Here is an 18,814-nt window from a genome sequence, read left to right as displayed (position 1 = left end):
CAGTGATATCAGAGGCGCCCCAAGAGCTATATGAAGATCATCAGCTATTTTACACTTGATACGCCCTACGCGGTCGAGGTGCAGACGCTCGAAAAGAGTCTGCAGAAACAGGACATGGATTATGTCATCGAAGGGCTGCCGGCAAAGGCCAGATGGGTCGAGAACTGCGCCCAGAAGGCCGTCTTCGTGCGCTCAATGGCGAACAGGCTGGACGAAAGCTTCTGGTGGCTCGACGCCGATGCCGAGCTTTGCTCGCCATTGCCCGACTTGTCAGCTGATGGGGTGGATATAGCAGCCTACGCTACGGACGGCTGGAGCCTGAACAGCGGTACGGTTTTCTTTGCCAACACCGATGGCGCGCGGCGGATTGTCGAGCTGTGGTGCTGCTATTGTGAAACATACCCGTTTGTATGGGACCAGCTGCTGTTGATGCTCGCGGTTCACAACGCCCGCTGCGAGAGAGAAATTGTCTTTCGTGATTTGCCGAGAACCTACTACAAACGCGTCAAGAGCCGTCCGATAAGCCGGCTTAAGCATCAGCTTTTCATGGCGCTGGGGTTGGAGAAACGTCCGGTTGTGCGCCAAAATCAGGCCTCTCGGCGCCTGAAAGCACAGGCTCCCTCGAATGGGCAGATCTGGGAGTTCCGCAGCGACGACGCGCCGGACGAGGTGCGCACGGCACTCAAAAACCGCGCCAGGACGAGAAATCAGCATGGAACAGCTCTTTCGTGGTTCGAAGTTCGCTGCTGCGTTGGAATAAACTGCGCCGTATGCCTGACAGTCAGGTTGCCCTGAAAATGTCGTCAAAGCGCACACGCGGCAAAGTTCCGAGATTGCCGCCGATGCCGGCATTGAGGATGCGCTGATTGTGTCGTGCCGAACCGGCCGTCAGCCGGGCAAAACCCACATTGGTGTTCCGGATCATCTTGTCTTCGTCTCGCCGTGCAGCACGGAATTCACCTTCAGTGACGGCATAGGCGTATGGCTCCGGCGTGGTGTAGTTGAGGTCGCAGCCGAGAATAAAAATTTCAGGATATCCCATGAACAGGGCGATCTGTGTGGCCGACAGCAGCACTGTCTGGCCTCCGGCGACGCTGATCCACGGGTGCGTCGAGAGCCCGCGGTTCTGGGTGCCGCCCTTTGCGCTGGCAAACCAGATGATCCTTGCATCCCTGACAAAGTCAGCCGGAAGGAGCGGTTTGAAGCCTTCTTCCAGAAAATAGACGTTTGCCCTTACGGCGGGGGCGCCATTGGCGTAACCGTCGATGACACGCTTGTCAGCGGCGATATAGAAGGGGTTTTGTTGACCCTGAGCCCAGGCGATACGGTCTGCATGATTGCATAGAAAATAGTCTTCTCCGTGCAGCTGGTCGAGGTTCATTGCCTTGAGCGACGGGCCGTTGCCGATGATGAATATACGCTGTCTGCGCCTGTTGGCGGCAAGGGCCTGAAAATCGGCACGCCTTTGGCGGTGTCCGATAGCGAAGCGCAGATATTCGGGCAGGAAATACAGGCCTGCGTTGGCGCGCTTGAGTGCTTTCATAATCCGCCTCCTGAAGAACTGCCCATCGGCCTGCCGATACCTGCACCTTATGGGCGCAAGCTGCGGATTTGTCGAATCTCATCAACAAGCTGATCGAGGCGGCAGCGCAGGCAGCCCTGGTTGGCGACGGACCGCTTGGCGTCTGTTCGGAGGCGGTTTGCTCAGCGGGTTTCTGCCGGCCCATGCGACCGGGACAGGCTTCACCCAGGGGCATGCCGCTGTCGACAAGCGCCTGCCGGAAAAATCCCGGGCGCGGGGCATGCTTGCAGGAGGGCTGTTCTGATGGCGGAGAAATTCGAACAGCCGGCATGCCCGGCGATCACGAGCACGAAATCGGTTCGATGACGCGCCGGTCCAGAACAGTGACGGCACGTTCAACTTCTAGGGCGGTTCGTTCGAGACCCGCAATGGCTTTCCCGATCAGGCAGCACTTGCCGGGTTTCCGGCTGTCGAGAGTGAACAGGGCGTTGGCGTCGAGATCCAGCAGGGGCAGGCGGCAACGTGTGCGATCACCATTCAGGTGCCGCAGCTGATCTTTACTGATGCCGATAATGGCAATGTCAAAGCGAACGCGGTCGATATCGCCATTGATCGCCGGTCCGAGGATGGTACATGGCGTGAGGTGCGCACCGATACGATCTCGGGCAAATGCACCTCGCCCTATGTCCGCGCCTACCGGATACTGCTGGAAGGTACTGGCCCTTGGTATCTCCGTGTGCGGCTGCTGTCCAACGATGCCAATGGCACGATCTCGAACAATCAGACCTACTGGTCGTCCTTTACGGTCATCGAAGACTATCGGCTGACCTTTCCTGACAGTGCGGTTATGGGGTTGACGCTCGATGCGTCCGAGTTCGGCGGTGGCGCCATTCCGACAGTCTCTGTTGACTGGGCCGGGACGGTATGATCGCCGCGCTGGTGACGTGGCTCGCAAAGCTTGGTGCGGGCGGTCTCTGGTTGTTCGCGGCCTTTCCCGCCCCGCTCGATGCCTGGGCGGGCAACATGGTCCAGTGGGTTTTTTATGTCGGCTCGGGCGTCGCCGGGCTTCGTGCAATTCTGAAATAACGGGGGCAGGGCATGACGGTCGATCTTGCGCGTCGTCTGGGATAGGTTCAGGGCAAACTTGATGCCCTGATCCGCAAGGTGGATGAAAACGGTAGCGGTCACGATGAAATCCACGACCGGCTGAACCATGTCGAGCATCAGAACGAACGTCTGCTCGAGCAGAACAGGGCGCTATCCGAACGTCTCGGTGAAACCGAAGAGTTTGTCGCCGAGTATCAGAAGATCAAGCAGATCCGCCGGAGCTAAATCCTCGGCGCCGCCATGGCCGGGACCGGGTTCGGCGTCTGGCTGTCCGATGGGCTGATGCAGGCGATGAAGGGTGGGTGAGGTGACGAGTAAATTCACTCACGAAAATCGGACACTGACGCAGCTCTCGCTGGATTTCAAATGCGAAGACCGCCCTCTTCGCGAAGGAGGGCGAGACGTCATTGGTCGAGTTTTTGAAGGGCCTGAACTGCCTTCGCTAGACGGCATTATCCGTATCAGGGAGAGCAAGATAAATCAAAACGGCAATGATCGTGATGAAAAAACGGAAGGCACTTTCCACGCCGTTCCATTGTTGGGACATCCACATGCCGAACCATTCACCGCCAATCGACATGAAGCCTACCTGCCAAGTCAGAAAACCTATGGTTAGACCTGCTATCGCCCATTTCTTGCGGGCGTTAAACTCATTCGCGGAGCTGCCACTGGCGGCAAGTAACTTAAGACCTCCCACCCAGCAAAGGAGCGCGGTGAGTGTTTCCAGTGCAATAATGAAGATATACCCTGCATGGTGGAGTGCTTCGGATTCAATGGCCCGGTACTTAATCGATGAATCTGGGAAGATCGTATCCATCAAAAAAACGTGGTGAACAAAAGCGAAATTAGAACCGTAGTCCGTGATGTTGCCAAATGCCACTAGCGAAGCGAAAAAAGCAATGGCAAGAACCATCAAGGATTTTGACAGCCTGATAGTCATCATAAATTAACTCCTTGGTGTTTCGTTTTTTAACAACATATCAAACTGGTAGTCTCGTTCTTCCGGCAACTCTGACAGTTGACAATGTACAAAGTCTCTCGTGCAGGCGATCGAGGTGCAAGTGCGTTGCTCAGCGGCTTGTATGTTGCCCGGATCCAGGGGGCTGCAGCCCGCCAAAGCTGCAAATGACGGGGCAGTCGCCAAACATAGTCCCGTCCGGTAAGCACAAAGAATCCTCACTGCACCTGGTTGCCTGCGCTGGCGACGCGGTGTTTGGCAGATTCGGACATATCCTACAATGCAAGGAATGATCTCGGTGCGACCCGTGTCGCCGCCGGCCGCCTGTTGTGGCGGCAAAAAACGTCTCGCCAGGCGCGTTTTATCTATTATCGAACAGGTCTGCACTTCCAGTCCCGTTATCGTGACTAGAACCGGAAAGATCCGACATCCAGCGGTTCAAAGAAGGGGCGCACTGTGGGAGCAGGTCGTGCGGAAACTCGCCTGGCACGGGCAGGCGGCGGGCTTGCCGGGCGGCGCTGATCGGCCAGCCTCTTCCATACGCCGTTGACAGCCCGACTGCGTGACACTTACGAAACGAATGAGAACCGTTAGTGTTTCCAGAAAAGGATCAGCATGTCGCCAATCTTTTCGCTCCGGGCCATTCTTCTTGTCGCATTCGCTGGCACTGCAGGGCTGAGCGTACACATCATTGCCCAGCAGGTCTTCCATGTGCCCTACCCCGAGACCGGGGTCACCCGGCTGGAATCCGCGCTGCTTGCGCTGTCGCGGCATGTGGCGCTCTACGCGATATCCGTCATTCTCGTCCTGAGCCTGAAAAAGAAAGGCCGCTGGATCACGCTCGCCACGCTGTTCTTCTGCACGGCAGCCTTCTACGAGCAACTCGTCCGCGTGCCCGTCATGCAAAGCATCGTCACCAATGCCTGGGGCTTCGCGTTTCTTCCGCAAGTTGCCGTCTATGCCAAGGTTCTTCTTTTCTCCGTGCTCGTCCTGCTCACGGCCGCACTGGCAGCGCCTTTCGGGGACCGCCTCCGAAAATACGGAATCTTCGCCATCGGCGGGGTGATCGCGACGCTGCTCCTCTTTGCCTTGGACAATATCCTTCCGGTTCTAGAGCAGTTCCTGATGCAGTTCGCGGCCCCGCCGCAGGCAGAGAATGTCATCCAGTCGGAGGCTTACGGCACGCTCATCCTGTTGGCCGCCTATGCCACCTACATCGTGCCATCCTGGGCGATGTACCTCTATTTCCGCGCCTTTGCCGCGACGCTCGGCGGCGGGGCCCTCGCGGTCTGCCTGCTCTACATCGCGCTCCTGTCGCTGGCACGCGGGACACTGCTGATCTCGCTGGCGTCGATCGGCCCGGACTTCCTGCCAGTCTTCCAGTTCGCCGCGCAGATCCTCGTGGCGACCGGGCTGATCTGCGTTTTCTTCAGGAACGACCTGGCAGCCGGAGCGGTCAGGCCGCGCGCTTCGGAGTCAAGCGTCACAGGCCTGCCCGCTTCGACCTGACGCGTCTGGGGCAGATCCTCGAAGAGGTGCATGAACGCCGTTCCGGCGTCGTCATAGAGGACCTGGACTGGTGAGCTTTCATCGAGCGCTATGACAGGGAAGGGGCCTTGTTCTATTTCGAACCGTCCTATTACGGCTGCGAGATCGATTACAGCAGCGATAGCTTCAGGCGCGCTGAATTTGCCGAGATGGCGGAACGGCTTGCAAGTATCAAGGGTTGGCTCATCGTGGCTCACGCAAAGGAAGTGAAGATGAGACAGAAATCCGGGCAGCAGAAGTCGAGCGCAGACAAGGCGATCAAGGATATCCGCTGTGCCACACGCAAATCCTATTCTGCCGAGGAAAAGATCCGTGTCGTGCTCGAAGGCCTGCGCGGAGAGGACAGTATCGCCGCGCTCTGCCGCCGCGAGGGTATCGCCGAAGATCTGGCGGGATAGCTGAAGGACAGGAAAATGGAGCAGCGCCACGGTGCGCCCGGGTATCCGCAGACGTGAAGGCAAGATCGAGCGCTGGCATCAGACGCTGAAAAACCGGATCCTGCTCGAAAACGACTTCTTCCCGAAAGACCTGGAAGCTCAGATCGGTGCGTTCATCGAACACTACAACCATCGCCGATATCACGAGAGCCTCGGGAATCTCACGCCTGCGGATGTCTACTTCGGAAGAGGAAACGAAATCCTGAAACAGCGAAAAAGGGTCAAGGAACAGACAATCCAGAGCCGACGCTTGCAACACCACGCAAACGTCGCCTAAATCAATCAATCAAACGAGCCAGATCCTCCTGATAGTCAAACCGCATTCTGTCCATAATCATTCGATGACGGACAGTTACAAGAACAGGGTGGTGAGCCGCTGCGTCAGTTTTGTGTCAATTGAACCATTTTGTTCTCTTTATGTTCGTGGCTCGCCTTGCATGAAGTTGCAGTCCGTCATCACCAAGTCATCTTTTTCCTTGCGTATTCTCAACACCTCCAATATATCCAGCGGCGGGACACCTCTCCCCAACGAGAGGCTACTATCTGAAAGGGTAGAGATATGACAGATATGACCAAACCGGACATCCGTCCGGAAAATCCCCGTTTTTCTTCAGGCCCCTGTGCGAAGCGTCCCGGCTGGACGCCCGAAGCGTTGAATGACGCTGCCCTTGGCCGTTCCCACCGTGCAAAAATCGGCAAGGCGAAGCTCAAGGAAGCGATCGACCTGACCCGTGAGGTTCTGGACGTTCCCGGCGATTATCGCATCGGCATCGTTCCCGCCTCCGATACCGGCGCTGTCGAAATGGCGCTGTGGTCGCTGCTCGGCGAGCGCGGTGTCGACATGCTGGCATGGGAATCGTTCGGCGCAGGCTGGGTGACTGATGTTATCAAGCAGCTGAAGCTGAAAGATGCGCGCAAGCTCGAAGCGCCCTATGGCCAGCTTCCCGACCTTTCCAAAGTCAATTTCGACAATGACGTGGTCTTCACCTGGAATGGTACGACCTCTGGCGTGCGGGTTCCAAACGCCGATTTCATTCCGACCGACCGCAAGGGCCTGACGATTTGTGACGCGACCTCGGCCGTGTTTGCGCAAGACCTTGACTTCAACAAGCTCGATGTCGTCACCTTCTCCTGGCAGAAGGTTCTGGGCGGCGAGGGCGGCCACGGCATCCTCATCCTTTCACCGCGTGCGGTTGAACGGCTTGAAAACTATACGCCCGAATGGCCGCTGCCGAAGATTTTCCGCATGACCAAGGGCGGCAAGCTGATCGAGGGGATCTTTGTCGGCGAGACGATCAACACCCCGTCCATGCTTTGTGTCGAGGACTATCTCGATGCGCTGAAATGGGCAAAATCGCTCGGCGGTGCTGATGGATTGATTGCGCGGGCCGATGCCAATGCAAAGGTGATCTTCGATTTCGTTGAAAACAACGACTGGATCGAAAACCTTGCGGAAGATCCGGCAACCCGCTCCAATACCTCCGTTTGCCTGAAGATCGTCGATCCCGACGTTCAAAAGCTTGACGATGCGGCGCAGGCTGCCTTTGCCAAGGCGATCGTCTCCGCGCTCGACAAGGAAGGCGTGGCCTATGACATCGGCGCCTATCGCGATGCGCCGTCCGGTCTTCGCATCTGGGCCGGTTCCACGGTGGAAACCGCCGACATGGAAGCGTTGATGGGCTGGCTCGACTGGGCTTTCCGTGCCGAAAAGGTGAAGCTTTCCGAAAAGGCGGCCTGAGCGCCGCGCTTCAAGGAGGGTGGGCCGTGGCGATTTCTCCACGTGTGACCAGTTTCGTGGCAGACACGCTGGCGCTGGTGATCTTCTTCACCATCGCCAGCGGGCTCAACGAGCGGTTCATTGCCGGTATGGAATGGCGTGAGGTCCTGGTTTCGCGGAGCATTGGTGCCGTACTGATGGTTCTCACCGCAAGACCCTACGGGATGTGGCGCGACTTTGTGTTCGCCAAGGTTCGTCCCTCACGCCGTGCGGGCGCATTCCTCACCGATTGCGCTGCCCTGCTTTTCTTCCAGGTTCCGATCTATGTCGCGATCATCGCCGCTGGTGGCGCGTCGGGAACAGCGATCCTGAGGGGCGCGCTCGGCTTTGCCTTGCTGATGCTCGTGCTGGGGCGGCCGTATGGCCTGTTTCTCGAATTCGTCCGGGGTCTGTTCGGCCTTAAGGACAAGGGCCAGAAGCCGATGTCACTCGGCGGTTAAGAATGAAAGGCCGGACCCCGTTGCCCGGCGCTATGACCAGAAAATGTAATGCGCCGGCCGCTGTCCGGCACCAACCTCAAGGAGGCCATCATGGCACCTCGCGTACTCGTATCCGACGCGCTGTCGGAAGCTGCCGTCCAGATCTTCAAGGATCGCGGCATCGATGTCGATTTCCAGCCGAAACTCGGCAAGGACAAGGAAAAGCTTCTCGAAATCATCGGCCAGTATGATGGTCTCGCCATCCGCTCGGCCACCAAGGCGACCGAAAAGCTGATTGAAGCCGCGACCAATCTCAAGGTCATCGGCCGCGCCGGCATCGGTGTTGACAATGTCGATATCCCGGCAGCCTCGCGCCGCGGCATCATCGTCATGAACACGCCCTTCGGTAACTCGATCACGACCGCCGAACATGCGATTTCGCTGATGCTGGCCGTTGCCCGCCAGATCCCGGCTGCCGACACCTCGACCCAGGCCGGCAAATGGGAAAAGTCTAAATTCATGGGCGTCGAAATCACTGGCAAGACGCTCGGCGTCATCGGCGCCGGTAATATCGGCTCGATTGTCTGCGACCGCGCCATCGGTCTGAAGATGAACGTCATCGCCTATGACCCCTTCCTATCGCAGGATAAGGCCGAGAAGATGGGCGTCACCAAGGTCGAGCTCGACGAGCTGCTGGCCAAGGCCGATTTCATCACGCTGCATGTGCCGATGACCGACAAGACCCGCGGCATTCTGAACGCCGAGGCACTTGCCAAGACCAAGAAGGGCGTTCGCATCATCAACTGCGCCCGTGGTGGTCTGGTCGATGAGGCTGCCCTTGCCGAAGCCATCAAGTCCGGTCAGGTTGCCGGCGCCGGCTTCGACGTGTTCGAAACCGAGCCTGCTACCGAGAGCCCGCTGTTCGGCCTCCCGAACGTCGTCTGCACGCCGCACCTTGGTGCCTCGACGTCGGAAGCTCAGGAAAATGTGGCTCTTCAGGTGGCCGACCAGATGTCGGATTACCTGCTGAAGGGGGCCGTTACCAACGCCATCAACATGCCTTCGATTTCGGCCGATGAGGCCCCGCGCCTGAAGCCGGTGATCAAGCTTGCCGAAGTTCTTGGCGAGTTTGCCGGTCAGGTGACGGAAAACGCCATCAAGGAAGTCGAAGTGCTTTACGACGGCAACTTTGCGCAAATGAACACCACGGCGCTGACGAGCGCGCTTCTGGCTGGTCTGCTGCGTCCGCTGGTTGCCGACGTCAACATGGTGTCCGCGCCGATCATGCTGAAGGACAAAGGCATCATCCTGCAGGAAACCCGTCGCGACAAGTCGGGCGTCTATGACGGCTATATCAAGCTGACGATCACCACCGAAAAGCAGACCCGCTCTGTTGCCGGTACGGTGTTCTCTGATGGCAAGCCGCGCTTCATCCAGATCAAGGGCATCAACATGGATGCCGATGTCGGCCGCAACATGGTCTACATCTCCAACACCGACGTGCCCGGCATGATCGGTTTCATGGGCACCACACTTGGTGAGGCAGGTGTCAACATCGCCAACTTCCAACTCGGCCGCGACAATGAAGGCGGCGATGCAATCGCGCTTCTCTATGTTGACGATCAGCCGAAGCCGGACGTGCTCGACAAGCTGCTCGGCCATGAGGCCATCAAGCAGGCCAAGCCGTTGCAGTTCAGTGTTGAATAAGACGGCTTTACAGAAATAGCCGAAAAGCCCGGTTGCCAGAAAAAGGCGGTCGGGCTTTTCTTGTTGGCGGGAAGCGCAACGTAGTCTTTAATCACTAGAACCGCTGAACTGTTTGTGACGAGAGTTCTGAATGTCCGGATCTTGCATCGGGTGCCTGAAAGCAGATGCCCTGCCTTTTGACTTCTCGATGGCCTTTCAGCCGATCGTCAATCTTGAAGACGGTTCGGTTTTCGCCTACGAGGCGCTTGCGCGCGGTGTTGCTAATGAAGGGGCGGGAACGCTTTTTGCTCAACTGAGCGAAGACAATCTCTATGCCTTCGATCAACAATGCCGGGTGAAGGCGATTGAACTTGCCGCCGGCCTCGGCCTTATGGAAACAGGGGCGAAACTTTCGATCAATTTCATGCCGCGAGCGATCTATGAACCACGCGCATGCATCCAACTGACGCTTGCGACCGGCAAGAGATGCGGTGTCGCCAGTGAAAGGCTTATCTTCGAGTTTACCGAATCGGAAGTGGTCAACACAGACAGGCTCAAGTCGATTGTGACGCTCTATCGGGAGCTTGGCTTTCAAACGGCGGTGGATGATTTCGGCGCTGGCCATTCCGGTCTGTCGCTCCTGGCCAATATGCCGCCGAATATCATCAAGCTCGATATGGAGCTGGTGCGCGGCATCGAAAAAAGTCCGTCACGCCATGTCATCGTCAAGCACCTTGTCGCCATGGCGCGGGAAATGGCAATCGATCTCGTCTGCGAAGGTGTGGAGACCGCTGGCGAGCTCGCTGTGCTGTGCGAACTGGGCGTGGAGCTGGCGCAGGGCTATTATCTATGCCGCCCGGCCTTCGAACACTTGCCGCACACCGACGAGATTTGTTGGCGGTACTGAGTGCCCCGAAAGGGAGATGCAACAAGCAGGAGGCGTTTTTCATGACCAGCAATCAATTGGCAGCCCTTGATGCGGCGCTTGAGGCGCTCGCCCGCGCCGGCTTCGTGATTGGGTCGCAATGGGAAGCGGTGCACGAAATTTGCCAGGCACATGAGGGCGAGATGCCTTATGACGCAGCTCATGCGCTCTGTCACCGGATCGAGGGTGACAAATGGAATGCCGGCTACTGGTACCGCCGCGCGGGAAGGCCGGTCCCGCAAGGTAGCTTCGCGGACGAGCTTGCGGGGCTCAGGGCCGAGACAGCCTCCATGCGATAGGGCGAACAGTCTATCTTTTAGGGGAGGAGCGCCTTGCACCCCTCCCTGTTTCCTCATCATTTGTTGTCAGGTTGACTTCTGACCAGTTTTAATCCGCGTTCAGTAATCTGATACGGCCTGCCGCCGCGCGAGCGGATGGCGCGTTTGGCCTTCAGCTTGCGGAACAGGGTCAGGTCGAGGCCGGGATAGACCCAGCCGTCGCGGGTATAGCAGTCGACCTGTTCGATCTTGCGGTTGTCGGAGCGTGTCAGTTCGATCCTGCCACCCTGTGCGAGCAGGTGCAGGATGCGCTGTTCATTGCGCGAGATATCCATCGTCTTGAAATCCGGATTGGCGCCGTCATGGCGCACGAAAACATGTTCCCGCTGGCAGGTTTTGCCGCGAGGCTCAGTGTTTTCGGCCGCTGCGCGCTTGTCGCTTCATCAAAGCGAGGCGGGCAGGGCCCTTAGCGGGATTCCAGTCGGTTTGACATTCAAACTCCGAGTTGACGCGGATGGAATACGCCTGCGTCCGAAAAAGGTCAAGGTTTTGCCGCTCAAGCGTGTGCCCTATCGCTTGCGTCTTGCACCTATTTGCTCTACCTCACCAACGATATTCCGTAGATGAACGATGAGCTGACCATGACCATTGTCGATACCCGTACGCCTGATCCCAAACGCATGTTGCCCGGTGTCACCGGCGACTGGGAAATCATTGTCGGCTTGGAGGTGCATGCGCAGGTCACGAGCAATTCGAAACTGTTTTCCGGCTCGTCCACCCGGTTCGGCAAGGCGCCGAATGCCAATGTATCGCTGGTGGATGCGGCCATGCCCGGCATGCTGCCGGTCATCAACGAGGAATGCGTCAAACAGGCCGTGCGCACCGGTCTCGGTCTCAAGGCCCAGATCAACAAGCGTTCGATCTTCGACCGCAAGAACTATTTCTATCCCGACCTGCCGCAGGGCTACCAGATTTCGCAGTACAAGGATCCGATCGTCGGCGAGGGCATCATCACCATCTCGCTCGGGCCGGACAAACAGGGCAATTTCGAGGATATCGAAATTGGCATTGAACGCCTGCACCTGGAGCAGGACGCCGGCAAGTCGATGCATGACCAGCATCCCTCGATGTCATTCGTCGATCTGAACCGATCCGGTGTGGCGCTGATGGAAATCGTGTCCAAACCGGATATGCGTTCGCCCGACGAGGCCAAGGCATTCCTGACCAAGCTTCGCACTATCGTGCGTTATCTCGGCACCTGCGACGGCAACATGGACGAAGGCTCGATGCGCGCCGACGTCAATGTCTCTGTGCGCAAGCCGGGTGGGGAATTCGGTACACGCTGCGAGATCAAGAACGTCAACTCCATCCGCTTCGTTGGCATGGCGATTGAAAGCGAGGCGCGTCGCCAGATCGATATTCTGGAAGACGGCGGCGAGATCGATCAGGAAACCCGGCTGTTTGACCCGGTGAAGGGCGAAACCCGGTCGATGCGCTCCAAGGAAGATGCGCATGACTATCGCTATTTTCCTGATCCCGACCTGCTGCCACTCGAATTCGATGATGCCTTTATCGCGGAGCTGGCGAAGGATCTGCCGGAACTGCCTGACGACAAGAAGGCGCGGTTCGTCAACGATTTTGGCCTGTCGATCTACGATGCCTCCGTACTGGTTTCCGACAAGGCTGTTTCCGACTACTACGAAAAACTGGTCGGCCAGGGCGATGCCAAGGTCGCGGCCAACTGGGTGATCAACGACCTGCTCGGCGCGCTCAACAAGGCTGGCAAGGGCATTGACGAGACCCCGGTTTCGCCCGAGCAGCTAGGCGCAATCCTGTCGCTGATCAAGGAAGGCGTGATTTCCGGTAAGATCGCCAAGGACCTGTTCGAAATCGTCTGGAACGAGGGCGGTGACCCTAAGGCGATTGTCGAAGAGCGCGGCATGAAGCAGGTGACCGATACCGGCGCGATCGAAAAGATCGTCGACGAGATCATTGCCGCTAATCCCGAGCAGGCCGAAAAGGTCAAGGACAAGCCCTCGCTTGCCGGCTGGTTTGTCGGTCAGGTGATGAAGGCGTCGAAGGGCAAGGCCAATCCCCAGGCCGTTCAGGCGCTGGTGAAGGACAAGCTCGGCGTTACGGAGTAGGCCTTTGTTTTTCGTCCGAACCGCGATGGAAACGGATATTCCGGCGGTCTGCGCGCTGCTGGATGTCTCTTGGCATGCCACCTATGATCCCATCATGGGCGCCGAAAAGGTTAGCCAGCTTGTTGCAGGTTGGCATTCTCCCAAGGCAGTCAAGGACCGGCTCGAGCGCAAGGGCGGCGAGTTTCTGGTGGCCGATGATGGCCGCAAGGTCGGTGGCATGGCCTATGCTGCACCGTCGAAAAGCCGCGCGGATGTGGTCAACCTGCACCAGCTTTATATCCATCCGGATTTTCAGCGGCAGGGGATCGGCCGTAATCTTTTCGCCGAGATCGAGACCTGCTTTCCCAATGCCAGGAGGCTCGCGCTCGAAGTCGTCATCGGCAATGACGCAGCGTTTGCGTTTTATCAGGCGCATGGCCTGAGCGAGAGCGGGCGGACTGAGAATTGCGGCACCTGCGGCTCCGGCATTCCGGCAATCGTGATGGAAAAGGATCTGCCCGGTGGCTAACGGATGATTGGTCGTTCTTGACACGGCTCTGGCGGACTTGAAGTGGTCCTTGATAAGTCCCTTTTGTGCTCTGCAGCAGGACGGAACGTCCTTCGGATTTGGGCGTGTACTTTCGTCTCCCTCTGGACAAATGCCATCGGAAAAGCCATACACGGATGACGAAAATTGACACATGGCCGCAGCGCCGGTCGTCATAAGGAACGAAGAATGGCAAGCTTTCTGGCAAAGATGTTTACCTGGTGGAACGGCTCGACCATCGGTACGGATGTGTTCACCCGTCGCTTCGGCAACAAGGTCGGTGAAGACCAGTTCGGAAACGTCTATTACCAAGGTGGGAAGTCCACCTACGGCCTCGTGCGTCGCTGGGTGGTCTACAAGGGTTATGCTGACGCCTCCTCCATTCCGCCCGGCTGGCATGGCTGGATGCATCATCGCACCGATACTCCGCCTACGCAGGCTGTCTATAACGCCCGCGAATGGGAAAAACCGCATAACCCGAACCAGACGGGCACGGCTCTGGCATACCGGCCGAAGGGGTCGCTTGCGGTTCAGGGCGAGCGCGACGAGGTCACCGGCGACTATGACGCCTGGACACCGGGCGCGTAAGTTTTTGCCGCAATCAGACGGTATGCTGGCGCACATGTCAGTCTGAAATGAAGCGCGGCATTGGTCGCGCTTTTTGTTATCAAGGGATGATTCATGGATTTCCGTGCATTAAGGCGTCTTGTTACTGTTTCACTCGCTGTGTCGGCAGCAGGCATGTCGGCAAGCCCGGCCTTTGCCGCGCGCGTTGAAAACCCGGTGGCCGTGTTCGGCGGTATCGACAAGATCACCGGACGCACCTACACCTTCAATGCCTATGTCGGCGAGACTGTTCAGTTCGGCCGTCTGCAGGTAACGCCACGCGTTTGCTATTCGCGCGATGAGACCGAGGAGCAGCAGATCGATGCGTTCGTGCAGGTCGACAAGGTATCGCTGCAAAACGATGTGAACCGGATCTTTTCTGGCTGGATGTTTGCTGACTCACCGGCACTCAACGCTGTTCAGGATCCAATCTATGATGTCTGGCTGACCGACTGTGTGCAGCAGGCCGATGTCCCCACCCCGTGATTTTCCCATTTTCGAAGGCCCGCTATGTCAGACGCGCGTCCTGAGCTTTCGGTCGCTGAAGCCGCAAAATATCATTACCTCCCGGTTCTGAAATATTCAGGTCGTGCCGGTGCCGAAACCGTCGATCCCTGGGATCCGAAGGCGGACGCCTTCATGTGCGGCAACGCAAAGGCGCGTGCCGACTATACGGTCGGTAAATCCGGCGGCGCATTCAATGCGATCCAGATGGCGGTCAGCCAGGCTGTGCTGGATGCGGCGGCAGGTAACACCGGGAACAGGATCTATATCGCTATCCAACCCGGCGTTTATGGGGAAACTGTTATCGTCCCGCGGCTCATCGTTGGCGGCCGTTCCGTATCGATTACGCTTTACGGTACAGGACAGGCCCCGCAGGACACCGAGATCCGCGCCAATATCGACCAGGGCATGACCGGCGCTGATTTTGCGACGGCTTTTGGCGCTGCCGTCGAACACTACGCGCCGGAAATTGCCGAAATCTACCGTGCTAATGCCGCTCTTCAACGTCTTTCCACCGAGAATGCCTGTGTTCTCAGGGTTGAGAATGACGGCTTTCAGGCGAAAAACCTGACCGTTCAAAACGCCTATAATTGCGACAGGGCGGACCAGAACTCGAAATGCGAGGATGGCAAGGGCGGGCCGAAGAACGCAGCCGGGCAGTTCGCAAAGGGCTGGCATCAGGCCGTGGCGGCGCTGGTGCACAATGCCGACCGGGTCCATTTCGACCACGTTCGGTTCTCGAGCTTTCAGGACACGCTCTATTTCAAGGGCCGCGTTCCCAGCACAACAGTGCGTTCCTACTACAGCCATTGCTATGTCGAAGGCGATATCGACTTCATTTTCGGTCGTTCGACCGCCTATTTCGACGGCTGCGAAATCCGCTCCCTCGGTTCGCGGGTCGACCACACCTATGTGGTTGCGCCCTCGACCAATATGCACACGCCTTACGGTATCGTTTTCAACGATTGCGACTTCACCCATGACGGCAGTGAGACTGCGCTTGCCGGCACGTTTTCGCTTGGACGGCAGTGGTTTCAGACGGTGCGGGCGTCGCCCTACGGCATTCCCAATATCGAAGCCTATCGCACACGGCTTGCCGAAACCTCGGAATTCGACCATCCGCCGGAAGGAACAATCTCGCTCGATGTTCTGGAAGCCGTCGGCAAATGCGTGATCCTTAGTTCCCGCATCGGCGCGCATATCAATGCGTCAGCCCCCTGGGATGACTGGAGCGGCGGCAGGCGCAATGCGGATGGAGAATTCGTTCCGGGAGAGTGGAACACGCGCTATCGGCCCGTACAATACACGTCAGCCGATTTCTTCCGCTATCTGGGCGACTGGCTGAAGGGGGAGGGGCTTACGCTCCACGAACCGGATCCGCCGCAGCCGTGGCTTGCGGAGTACAACAACCGGCAGGCATAGCCGGTTCACGGAAACGGCTGATCGGGCCAGACCAGCGCTGCATTCAGCAGCGTCATATATTCTTCTTTGACAATATCGACCGCGCCCATGCTCTTCAGGTGATCGGTGGTGAACTGGGTGTCGAGCAACAGAAAGTTGTTGGCGCGCAGCCGTTCCACCAGATGTACAAGGCAGATCTTGGAGGCGTTGGGGCGGCGCGAGAACATGCTTTCGCCGAAGAACGCCGCCTTCAGCGAGACGCCGTAGAGACCGCCGACAAGTTCACCGTCCTGCCAGGCTTCCACCGAGTGGGCGCGGCCCATGGCATGCAGTGATTTGTAGAGGCTGCGGATCTCGTCATTGATCCATGTCTGCGGCCGGTCGGGCGCAGGCTCCGCACATGCGGCGATCACGCCCTCGAAATCATGATTGAACCGAATCTCGTAGGGAGACCTGCGCATGAATTTGCGCAGGCTGTGGGAAATGTGGAGTTTGTCGAGCGGAATGATACCGCGGATTTCCGGCTCGACCCAGAAAAGCTCGGTATCGTCGGCCGACTCGGACATGGGAAAGAGGCCGATGCTATAGGCATTCAAAAGCAGTTCCGGTGTGATTCCGCTGCTCTTTCCGGCGTTCTTTTCCATGGCCTCACAGCTAACCGTTCTTCTCTTCCAGATAGTGTTCCAGCCAGTGGATATCATAGTCGCCATTGGCGATATCCTGGTTGGCAATCAAATCCTGAAAAAGCGGCAGCGTCGTGTCAATGCCGTCCACGACGAACTCATCGAGCGCGCGTTTCAATCGCATCATGCATTCCACGCGGGTACGCCCGTGGACGATGAGCTTGCCGATTAGGCTGTCGTAATAGGGTGGGATTTTATAGCCCTGATAGACACCCGAATCGATGCGCACACCAAGCCCGCCCGGCGCATGGAAATGCGTGATCATGCCCGGCGACGGCCGGAAGGTCCTGGCATTTTCGGCATTGATGCGGCACTCGATCGCGTGGCCGGAAAAGGAGATATCCTTCTGGCTGACCGAAAGGCCTGCGCCAGCGGCAACGCGGATCTGCTCATGCACGAGGTCGATACCGGTAATGGCCTCGGTGATCGGGTGTTCCACCTGAAGACGGGTGTTCATCTCGATGAAGAAGAACTCGCCGTTTTCATACAGGAACTCGACCGTGCCGGCGCCGCGATATTTCATCTTGCGCATTGCAGCGGCGCAGATTTCACCGATTTCCATGCGTTGCTCGACGTTGAGCGCTGGCGAATTGGCTTCCTCCCAGACCTTCTGGTGGCGGCGCTGCAGCGAGCAGTCGCGTTCGCCCAGATGAATGGCATCGCCTTCACCGTCGCCGAAGACCTGCACTTCAATGTGACGCGGCTTGTCGAGATATTTCTCCATATAGACCGAATCATTGCCGAAAGCCGCTGCGGCTTCGCCACGCGCCGTGCTCCAGGCTTCCAGCAGATCGTCTCTGTCGCGAGCAAGCTTCATGCCGCGTCCGCCGCCACCGGCTGTTGCCTTGATCAGCACAGGAAAGCCGATTTCCTCGGCGGTCTTGATGGCGTCTTCCTCGGTGTCGACCGATCCGGCGGAGCCGGGGACGACGGGAATGCCGAGTTCTTCGGCCGTCGTCTTGGCGGTGATCTTGTCGCCCATCATGCGGATATGTTCGCTGGTCGGGCCGATGAAGGTGATACCGTGTGCCTCGAGGATCTCGGCGAACTTGGCGTTCTCGGACAGGAAGCCGTAGCCGGGATGCACCGCATCCGCGCCGGTGATCTCACACGCAGCGACGATCTGGTGAATATTGAGATAGCTCTCGCGTGAGGAGGGCGGGCCGATGCACACGCTTTCATCGGCAAGGCGCACATGCATTGCGTCGGCGTCGGCAGTGGAGTGTACGGCCACGGTGGCGATGCCGAGTTCCTTGCAGGCGCGCTGCACACGAAGTGCAATTTCGCCGCGGTTGGCAATCAGGATTTTGGAAAACATTTGGCTTTGACCCGTTATTCGATCACGACAAGCGGCTCGTCGAATTCTACCGGCTGGGAATCATCGACGAGAATTTCGACGACCTTGCCGCTCTTGGGGGCAGGGATCTGGTTCATCGTCTTCATCGCTTCGATGATAATGAGGGTCTGGCCTTCCTTCACATTGGAGCCGACTTCGATGAACGGGCGAGCGCCGGGGGCGGGGGAAAGGTAAACGGTTCCGACCATGGGCGCTTTCACGGCGTTGTCGTGATTGTTGGCCTTGGGGGCTTCGGTCGCAGCAGGCTGGGGCGCAGCGGTAGGGGCTGGCGCCGGGGCATAGGCCATGGCTTGCTGCGGCGCGGTTGTAACCGTCACTTCGCGCGCAACGCGGATATGAAGGCCGTCCTGATCAACCTCGATTTCGGTCAGGTCGGTTTCATTGAGAATTACGGCGAGCTCCCGCACCAGCGCTGCGTCAACTGCCTTCTTTTGGTCTGCCATGGGTGGTGTTCCTTTGTTCTTTTTATTCCGTGAGGTGCTTGAGTGCACGAAGCGCAAGGAGGTAGCTGTCTTGTCCGAAGCCACAGATTACCCCCTTCGCCGCCGGCGAGATCATGCTCTTGTGGCGAAAGGTCTCACGGGCATGAATGTTGGAAATGTGAAGCTCCACGACGGGTACGCTGATGGCGCGTATCGCATCATGAAGCGCAATGGATGTGTGCCCGTAGGCCCCTGGATTGATGGCCACGCCGGCAGCTTTCTCGCCGGCTTCGTGAAGCCAGTCAACAAGCACGCCTTCATGATTGCTCTGACGACAGTCAGCCTCAAACCCAAGGGTTTCCGCTTCCGCGCGGCAAGCCGCATCAATAGCTTCAAGGGTGAGTGCGCCATAGATACCCGGTTCGCGCTTGCCCAGAAGATTGAGGTTCGGCCCGTTCAGAACAAAGATCACGCGTGTCATCGGTCAATTCCAGTTTCGCCTTCACCTATAGAC

The 18,814-nt window shown here is 58.0% G+C and carries 23 protein-coding genes and 2 pseudogenes; 18 read left to right on the top strand and 7 right to left on the bottom strand.

The features are described from left to right. The first annotated feature begins 30 nt into the window (after positions 1-30). Positions 31-795, top strand: a complete 765-nt coding sequence (locus AC0L7L_RS10335; protein WP_473508860.1) for a hypothetical protein — start codon at positions 31-33, stop codon at positions 793-795. Here the strand turns inward: AC0L7L_RS10335 and AC0L7L_RS10330 are convergent. Beyond that, entirely contained in the window at positions 782-1,543 is a 762-nt protein-coding gene (locus AC0L7L_RS10330) for a hypothetical protein (RefSeq protein ID WP_272211813.1), read from the bottom strand. The two genes, AC0L7L_RS10335 and AC0L7L_RS10330, sit on opposite strands and share 14 nt — an antisense overlap. 157 nt (positions 1,544-1,700) lie before the next feature. Here AC0L7L_RS10330 and AC0L7L_RS10325 point away from each other — a divergent pair, with 157 nt between their 5' ends. The 4 genes and pseudogenes from AC0L7L_RS10325 to AC0L7L_RS10310 all read left to right on the top strand — a co-directional run bounded on the left by AC0L7L_RS10325 (position 1,701) and on the right by AC0L7L_RS10310 (position 2,854). Beyond that, positions 1,701-1,826, top strand: coding sequence for a hypothetical protein (locus AC0L7L_RS10325; protein WP_272211812.1), 126 nt, complete (start codon positions 1,701-1,703; stop codon positions 1,824-1,826). A gap of 177 nt (positions 1,827-2,003) precedes the next feature. Further along, a pseudogene (gpJ, locus tag AC0L7L_RS10320) lies at positions 2,004-2,450 on the top strand (TipJ family phage tail tip protein); the annotation flags it as partial. Further along, positions 2,447-2,608 carry a hypothetical protein gene (locus AC0L7L_RS10315; protein WP_473508858.1) on the top strand — a complete coding sequence of 54 codons (162 nt, stop codon included), beginning with the start codon at positions 2,447-2,449 and terminating at the stop codon, positions 2,606-2,608. The pseudogene gpJ and the gene AC0L7L_RS10315, both read left to right, overlap by 4 nt. 78 nt (positions 2,609-2,686) lie before the next feature. Next, positions 2,687-2,854, top strand: a complete 168-nt coding sequence (locus tag AC0L7L_RS10310; RefSeq protein WP_272211809.1) for a hypothetical protein — start codon at positions 2,687-2,689, stop codon at positions 2,852-2,854. 217 nt (positions 2,855-3,071) lie between these two features. Here the strand turns inward: AC0L7L_RS10310 and AC0L7L_RS10305 are convergent, their stop codons facing one another. Further along, positions 3,072-3,572 carry a DUF2165 family protein gene (locus AC0L7L_RS10305; RefSeq protein WP_473508856.1) on the bottom strand — a complete coding sequence of 167 codons (501 nt, stop codon included), beginning with the start codon at positions 3,570-3,572 and terminating at the stop codon, positions 3,072-3,074. A gap of 630 nt (positions 3,573-4,202) precedes the next feature. Between AC0L7L_RS10305 and AC0L7L_RS10300 the strand changes: the two genes are divergently transcribed. From AC0L7L_RS10300 to AC0L7L_RS10265, 8 genes and pseudogenes are all read left to right on the top strand, one after another. Next, entirely contained in the window at positions 4,203-5,096 is an 894-nt protein-coding gene (locus AC0L7L_RS10300) for a hypothetical protein (protein ID WP_473508854.1), read from the top strand. A 107-nt stretch (positions 5,097-5,203) separates the two neighbouring features. Then, the gene (locus AC0L7L_RS10295; RefSeq protein ID WP_272211807.1) at positions 5,204-5,533 is read left to right on the top strand and encodes a transposase; all 330 of its coding nucleotides are present in this window, start codon (positions 5,204-5,206) and stop codon (positions 5,531-5,533) included. 21 nt (positions 5,534-5,554) lie between these two features. Beyond that, positions 5,555-5,849: pseudogene (locus tag AC0L7L_RS10290) on the top strand (integrase core domain-containing protein); the annotation flags it as partial. Positions 5,850-6,131: 282 nt separating this feature from the next. Continuing rightward, on the top strand, positions 6,132-7,310 hold the full coding sequence (locus tag AC0L7L_RS10285; protein WP_272211806.1) for a phosphoserine transaminase: 1,179 nt from the start codon (positions 6,132-6,134) through the stop codon (positions 7,308-7,310). A gap of 26 nt (positions 7,311-7,336) precedes the next feature. Further along, positions 7,337-7,789, top strand: a complete 453-nt coding sequence (gene alaE / locus AC0L7L_RS10280; RefSeq protein WP_473508851.1) for an L-alanine exporter AlaE — start codon at positions 7,337-7,339, stop codon at positions 7,787-7,789. A 90-nt stretch (positions 7,790-7,879) separates the two neighbouring features. Beyond that, positions 7,880-9,475 carry a phosphoglycerate dehydrogenase gene (gene serA, locus AC0L7L_RS10275; protein ID WP_272211802.1) on the top strand — a complete coding sequence of 532 codons (1,596 nt, stop codon included), beginning with the start codon at positions 7,880-7,882 and terminating at the stop codon, positions 9,473-9,475. A gap of 130 nt (positions 9,476-9,605) precedes the next feature. Further along, positions 9,606-10,361 (top strand): EAL domain-containing protein, encoded by a 756-nt coding sequence (locus AC0L7L_RS10270; RefSeq protein ID WP_473508849.1) that lies wholly within the window; start codon positions 9,606-9,608, stop codon positions 10,359-10,361. 41 nt (positions 10,362-10,402) lie between these two features. Further along, positions 10,403-10,678, top strand: a complete 276-nt coding sequence (locus AC0L7L_RS10265; RefSeq protein ID WP_272211801.1) for a hypothetical protein — start codon at positions 10,403-10,405, stop codon at positions 10,676-10,678. Positions 10,679-10,734: 56 nt separating this feature from the next. Here the strand turns inward: AC0L7L_RS10265 and AC0L7L_RS10260 are convergent, their stop codons facing one another. Further along, positions 10,735-10,992 (bottom strand): YjhX family toxin, encoded by a 258-nt coding sequence (locus AC0L7L_RS10260; protein ID WP_473513877.1) that lies wholly within the window; start codon positions 10,990-10,992, stop codon positions 10,735-10,737. A 306-nt stretch (positions 10,993-11,298) separates the two neighbouring features. On the opposite strand from AC0L7L_RS10260, the gene gatB reads away from it, so the two are divergent. The 5 genes from gatB to AC0L7L_RS10235 all read left to right on the top strand — a co-directional run bounded on the left by gatB (position 11,299) and on the right by AC0L7L_RS10235 (position 15,859). Further along, the gene (gatB, locus tag AC0L7L_RS10255) at positions 11,299-12,801 is read left to right on the top strand and encodes an Asp-tRNA(Asn)/Glu-tRNA(Gln) amidotransferase subunit GatB (RefSeq protein ID WP_473513875.1); all 1,503 of its coding nucleotides are present in this window, start codon (positions 11,299-11,301) and stop codon (positions 12,799-12,801) included. A 4-nt stretch (positions 12,802-12,805) separates the two neighbouring features. Further along, positions 12,806-13,309: a GNAT family N-acetyltransferase gene (locus tag AC0L7L_RS10250; RefSeq protein WP_473508845.1), complete on the top strand. Its 504-nt coding sequence runs from the start codon at positions 12,806-12,808 to the stop codon at positions 13,307-13,309. A 207-nt stretch (positions 13,310-13,516) separates the two neighbouring features. After that, positions 13,517-13,915, top strand: coding sequence for an NADH:ubiquinone oxidoreductase subunit NDUFA12 (locus tag AC0L7L_RS10245; protein WP_272211798.1), 399 nt, complete (start codon positions 13,517-13,519; stop codon positions 13,913-13,915). A 93-nt stretch (positions 13,916-14,008) separates the two neighbouring features. Continuing rightward, a complete protein-coding gene (locus AC0L7L_RS10240; RefSeq protein ID WP_272211797.1) occupies positions 14,009-14,419 on the top strand; it encodes a DUF2155 domain-containing protein in 411 nt (136 codons plus the stop codon). A 24-nt stretch (positions 14,420-14,443) separates the two neighbouring features. Further along, positions 14,444-15,859 (top strand): pectinesterase family protein, encoded by a 1,416-nt coding sequence (locus tag AC0L7L_RS10235; RefSeq protein WP_473508843.1) that lies wholly within the window; start codon positions 14,444-14,446, stop codon positions 15,857-15,859. Between the two features lie 5 nt (positions 15,860-15,864). Here the strand turns inward: AC0L7L_RS10235 and aat are convergent, their stop codons facing one another. From aat to aroQ, 4 genes are read right to left on the bottom strand one after another with little or no spacing between them, the layout of a single operon-like run. Continuing rightward, complete coding sequence (gene aat / locus AC0L7L_RS10230) at positions 15,865-16,482, bottom strand: leucyl/phenylalanyl-tRNA--protein transferase (protein WP_272211794.1); 618 nt, start codon at positions 16,480-16,482, stop codon at positions 15,865-15,867. Positions 16,483-16,492: 10 nt separating this feature from the next. Next, positions 16,493-17,839 (bottom strand): acetyl-CoA carboxylase biotin carboxylase subunit, encoded by a 1,347-nt coding sequence (gene accC / locus AC0L7L_RS10225; RefSeq protein WP_272211792.1) that lies wholly within the window; start codon positions 17,837-17,839, stop codon positions 16,493-16,495. 14 nt (positions 17,840-17,853) lie between these two features. Then, positions 17,854-18,321, bottom strand: coding sequence for an acetyl-CoA carboxylase biotin carboxyl carrier protein (gene accB, locus AC0L7L_RS10220; RefSeq protein ID WP_473508836.1), 468 nt, complete (start codon positions 18,319-18,321; stop codon positions 17,854-17,856). 22 nt (positions 18,322-18,343) lie between these two features. Then, a complete protein-coding gene (aroQ, locus tag AC0L7L_RS10215) occupies positions 18,344-18,781 on the bottom strand; it encodes a type II 3-dehydroquinate dehydratase (RefSeq protein WP_473508832.1) in 438 nt (145 codons plus the stop codon). Positions 18,782-18,814: the final 33 nt, after the last annotated feature.

The organism is Martelella sp. K41-7 (assembly GCF_055808365.1).
This window is presented reverse-complemented; position numbering and strand designations above follow the sequence as displayed.

Excerpts from the sequence above, each read along its gene's own strand:
- AC0L7L_RS10335 (WP_473508860.1), top strand. The coding sequence starts at position 31 with ATGAAGATCATCAGCTATTTTACACTTGATACGCCCTACGCGGTCGAG.
- AC0L7L_RS10330 (WP_272211813.1), bottom strand. The coding sequence starts at position 1,543 with ATGAAAGCACTCAAGCGCGCCAACGCAGGCCTGTATTTCCTGCCCGAA.
- AC0L7L_RS10315 (WP_473508858.1), top strand. The coding sequence starts at position 2,447 with ATGATCGCCGCGCTGGTGACGTGGCTCGCAAAGCTTGGTGCGGGCGGT.
- AC0L7L_RS10305 (WP_473508856.1), bottom strand. The coding sequence starts at position 3,572 with ATGATGACTATCAGGCTGTCAAAATCCTTGATGGTTCTTGCCATTGCT.
- AC0L7L_RS10300 (WP_473508854.1), top strand. The coding sequence starts at position 4,203 with ATGTCGCCAATCTTTTCGCTCCGGGCCATTCTTCTTGTCGCATTCGCT.
- AC0L7L_RS10285 (WP_272211806.1), top strand. The coding sequence starts at position 6,132 with ATGACAGATATGACCAAACCGGACATCCGTCCGGAAAATCCCCGTTTT.
- serA (WP_272211802.1), top strand. The coding sequence starts at position 7,880 with ATGGCACCTCGCGTACTCGTATCCGACGCGCTGTCGGAAGCTGCCGTC.
- AC0L7L_RS10270 (WP_473508849.1), top strand. The coding sequence starts at position 9,606 with ATGTCCGGATCTTGCATCGGGTGCCTGAAAGCAGATGCCCTGCCTTTT.
- AC0L7L_RS10265 (WP_272211801.1), top strand. The coding sequence starts at position 10,403 with ATGACCAGCAATCAATTGGCAGCCCTTGATGCGGCGCTTGAGGCGCTC.
- AC0L7L_RS10260 (WP_473513877.1), bottom strand. The coding sequence starts at position 10,992 with ATGGATATCTCGCGCAATGAACAGCGCATCCTGCACCTGCTCGCACAG.
- gatB (WP_473513875.1), top strand. The coding sequence starts at position 11,299 with ATGACCATTGTCGATACCCGTACGCCTGATCCCAAACGCATGTTGCCC.
- AC0L7L_RS10245 (WP_272211798.1), top strand. The coding sequence starts at position 13,517 with ATGGCAAGCTTTCTGGCAAAGATGTTTACCTGGTGGAACGGCTCGACC.
- AC0L7L_RS10240 (WP_272211797.1), top strand. The coding sequence starts at position 14,009 with ATGGATTTCCGTGCATTAAGGCGTCTTGTTACTGTTTCACTCGCTGTG.
- AC0L7L_RS10235 (WP_473508843.1), top strand. The coding sequence starts at position 14,444 with ATGTCAGACGCGCGTCCTGAGCTTTCGGTCGCTGAAGCCGCAAAATAT.
- aat (WP_272211794.1), bottom strand. The coding sequence starts at position 16,482 with ATGGAAAAGAACGCCGGAAAGAGCAGCGGAATCACACCGGAACTGCTT.
- accC (WP_272211792.1), bottom strand. The coding sequence starts at position 17,839 with ATGTTTTCCAAAATCCTGATTGCCAACCGCGGCGAAATTGCACTTCGT.
- accB (WP_473508836.1), bottom strand. The coding sequence starts at position 18,321 with ATGGCAGACCAAAAGAAGGCAGTTGACGCAGCGCTGGTGCGGGAGCTC.
- aroQ (WP_473508832.1), bottom strand. The coding sequence starts at position 18,781 with ATGACACGCGTGATCTTTGTTCTGAACGGGCCGAACCTCAATCTTCTG.